Origin of the sequence: Streptomyces sp. NRRL B-24572, from assembly GCF_002156145.1 — a bacterium.
In the GTDB taxonomy this organism is placed as follows: Bacteria; Actinomycetota; Actinomycetes; order Streptomycetales; family Streptomycetaceae; genus Streptomyces; species Streptomyces vietnamensis.
Map to the genome: position 1 here is coordinate 1 of NZ_MWIG01000726.1, position 3,294 is coordinate 3,294.

General features: G+C 71.6%; 3 protein-coding genes. All 3 read left to right on the plus strand.

Translation table 11 applies throughout. The features are described 5' to 3' along the window. A partial coding sequence (locus CCN56_RS34560; RefSeq protein WP_086831757.1) for a substrate-binding domain-containing protein occupies positions 1-1,004 on the plus strand: 1,004 nt, incomplete at its 5' end. 123 nt (positions 1,005-1,127) lie between these two features. Next, positions 1,128-2,444 carry an ABC transporter substrate-binding protein gene (locus CCN56_RS34565; RefSeq protein WP_086831758.1) on the plus strand — a complete coding sequence of 439 codons (1,317 nt, stop codon included), beginning with the start codon at positions 1,128-1,130 and terminating at the stop codon, positions 2,442-2,444. A 4-nt stretch (positions 2,445-2,448) separates the two neighbouring features. Continuing rightward, the gene (locus CCN56_RS34570) at positions 2,449-3,291 is read left to right on the plus strand and encodes a carbohydrate ABC transporter permease (RefSeq protein ID WP_086831759.1); all 843 of its coding nucleotides are present in this window, start codon (positions 2,449-2,451) and stop codon (positions 3,289-3,291) included. Positions 3,292-3,294 lie beyond the last annotated feature (3 nt).

A 3,294-nucleotide genomic window follows, 5' to 3' on the forward strand; every position in this document is an offset into this window, starting at 1 on the left:
TCTCCCCCGTCACCGCCCGCCGGGACGTCGAGGTCCTGGCCGGCCGGGGCCTGCTCGACCGGGTGCACGGCCAGGTGTCCTGGCCGGAGCGGCAGGGCGGCCCCGGCGGCGGACGCTCCGGCGAGGGCCTGGTCCTCGGCCTGCTCGTGCCCTCCGCCACGTACTACTTCGCCGAGGTCATCCGGGGGGCGCACGAGGCGGCGGCCCGCGCCGGGGCGCGGCTCGTGCTGCGGATCTCCGACTACCGGCCGGAGGAGGACCGGGCCCGCACCGAGGGCCTCCTCGCGGCGGGCGCCGAGGGCGTCCTCGTCGCGCCCGGCTGGCGCGGGCTGCCCGAGGACCGGCTCGCGTACGGGGACTGGCTGGCCGAGCTGCCCGTGCCGGCCGTGCTCCTGGAGCGCCGCGCCGCGCCCGGCAGCCCGCTCGACGGCCTGGACCGGGTCGCCTCCGACCACGCCCACGGCGTGCTGCTCGCCCTGCGCCACCTCCTCTCCCTCGGCCACGCGACGCCGCTCCTGGTGGCCCGCCGGGACTCCCCGACCGCGTTCGCGGTGCGCGCGGGCTACGCCGAGGCGCTGGGGACGCTCGGCCTGAAGGAGCCGCGCCCGGTCATCGAGTCCGTACCGGCGGAGGCGGACCCGGAGGGCTTCGAGCGGGCGGTGCGGGCGGTGCACGAGGCCGTCGGCTCGGGCCTGGCGAGCGCGGTCCTGGTCCACAACGACGTGGACGCGATCGAGATCGTGCAGCGCCTGGCCGAGCTGGGCGTGCGGGTGCCGCAGGACCTGGCCGTGATCGCGTACGACGACGAGGTCGCCGCCCTCGCCGACACCCCGCTGACGGCGGTCGCCCCGCCGAAGCGGCAGGTGGGGCGGCACGCCACGGAACTCCTGGTGGAGCGGCTCACGGAGGCCCCCGACGAGGAGGCGGCGCGACGCCATCTGAGCCTGCTGCCGTGGCTGCGGGTCCGGGACTCCTGCGGCGCGCGCACGACGCCCGCCGGCTGATCGCACCACCCTTTCGATCTGATCTTTTTTCGATCAATCAATCTTTCGCTCTTGACTTCGGTCATGAACGGTCACAGGATCACGGCCACAACCTCCAGCCGCCCCGCCCTCAGGAGCCGTGCCGTGACCCGTACTTGGAGCAGAACGTCCCGCGTCATAGCCGGCACCGCCACCGCCCTGGCCGTCCTCACGGCCTGCGGCGGCGGCGGTGACGACACCGCAAGCAAGCCGAACGGCCCCGTGACCATCACCTTCTGGGGCTGGGCCAAGGGCTCCAAGGACGTCGTGGACGCCTTCAACGCCTCCCACACCGACATCCAGGTGAAGTTCGAGGAGATCCCCTCCGGCACCGCCGGCGGCTACGCCAAGATCTCCAACGCCGTGAAGGCGGGCAACGCCCCCGACCTGGTGTCCATCGAGTACTCCTCGCTCCCCGAGTTCGTGAGTTCCGGCGCCCTCCAGGACATCGGCGACCAGTTCACCGAGGCCGACCGCGGCAAGCTCCTCCCGCAGTCCGTCGAACTCACCACCCTCGGCGGGAAGTCCTGGGCCGTCCCCTTCGACGCCGCCCCGCAGGCCTTCTTCTACCGCAAGGACCTCTTCGCCAAGTACAAGGTGGCGGTCCCCACCACCTGGGACGCCTTCGAGAAGGCCGCCGAGCAGGTCAAGAAGGCCGACGCCAAGGCCCGCATCGCCACCTTCTTCCCCGACGACCCGACCACCTTCGAGGCCATGGCCTGGCAGGCCGGTGCCCAGTGGTTCAAGGCCGAGAACGACACCTGGAAGATCGACACCACCGACCCGGCCACCAGCAAGGTCGCCTCCTACTGGCAGGGCCTCCTCGACGCCGACCTCGTCCACAAGGACGCCTCCTTCAGCCCCGAGTGGGTCGGCTCCCTCAAGAACGGCACCACCGTCGGCTACCTCGGCGCCTCCTGGGGCGCGGGCGTCCTCAAGGGCAACGTGCCCGAGATGAGCGGCAAGTGGGCCGTCGCCCCCATCCCCACCTGGGACGGCAAGCCCGCCAGCGGCATGCTCGGCGGCACCTCCTTCGCCGTGACCAAGGACAGCAGGCAGAAGGCCGCGGCCGTCACCTTCGCCAAGTGGATGTCCACCACCGAGGCCGGCATCAAGGCCCGCATCGCCTCCGGCACCTCCAGCGCCTTCCCGGCCGCCGCCGGCCTCCGCCCCGTCGCCAAGAAGGCCTTCGACGCGAGCTTCTACGGCGGCCAGGACATCTACGCCCTCTTCGAGGCCGCCGGCGCCTCCATCAACCCCAACTGGTCCTGGGGCCCGACCACCGGCACCACCAACACCGCGATCAAGGACCGCTTCGGCAAGATCGCCAAGGGCGGCCCGTCCATCGCCGACGCCGTCAAGGCCGGCCACGACGCCACCGTCGCCGAACTCACCAAGCGCGGCCTGAAGGTCGAGGGCTGACCCGGTGAAGGCCCGCACCCGCGCCGCCACGCTTCTGCTGACCCCCTTCTTCGTCCTGTTCACCGCGGTGATGGTGGTGCCGATCGGATACGCGGTCTGGCTCAGCCTCTTCACCGAGAAGCAGTCCGGACTGGGCTTCGGCGGCACCGAGACCGTCTTCACCGGCCTCGACAACTACACCGCGGCGCTGGGTGACCGGGCCTTCCTGGAGGGCTTCGGCGTTCTGCTCGGGTACTGCCTGCTCTACATCCCGCTGCTGCTCGCCGGGGCCCTCGGCCTCGCCCTCCTGCTCGACTCGGCGCTCGCCCGCGCCCGCCGCTTCTTCCAACTCGCGCTCTTCCTGCCGCACGCCGTCCCCGGCATCATCGCCGCCCTGATCTGGGTCTACCTCTACACGCCCCAGCTCAGCCCGGTCGTGCAGGCCATGGACGCGGGCGGCATCGGCTTCGACTTCTTCTCCCCCGAGGGCACCCTGCCGTCCGTCGTCAACATCGCCCTGTGGGAGTGGCTCGGCTACAACATGGTCATCTTCTACGCCGCCCTCCAGGCCATCGACCGCTCCGTCATCGAAGCGGCCACCGTCGACGGCGCCGGCGCCTGGCGCATCGCCTTCGCCATCAAGGTCCCGCTGGTCAAGGCCTCGCTCGCGATGGTCGGGCTCTTCACGATCATCGGCTCCCTCCAGCTCTTCACCGAGCCGCTCATCCTCAACAAGGGCACCGGCTCCGCCGTCACCTCCACCTGGACGCCGAACATGTACGCCTACACCGCGGCCTTCGACCGCAACGACTACGGACTCGCCGCCGCGGCCTCCGTACTCCTCGCCCTGACGGCGGCGAGTCCGTAGTCG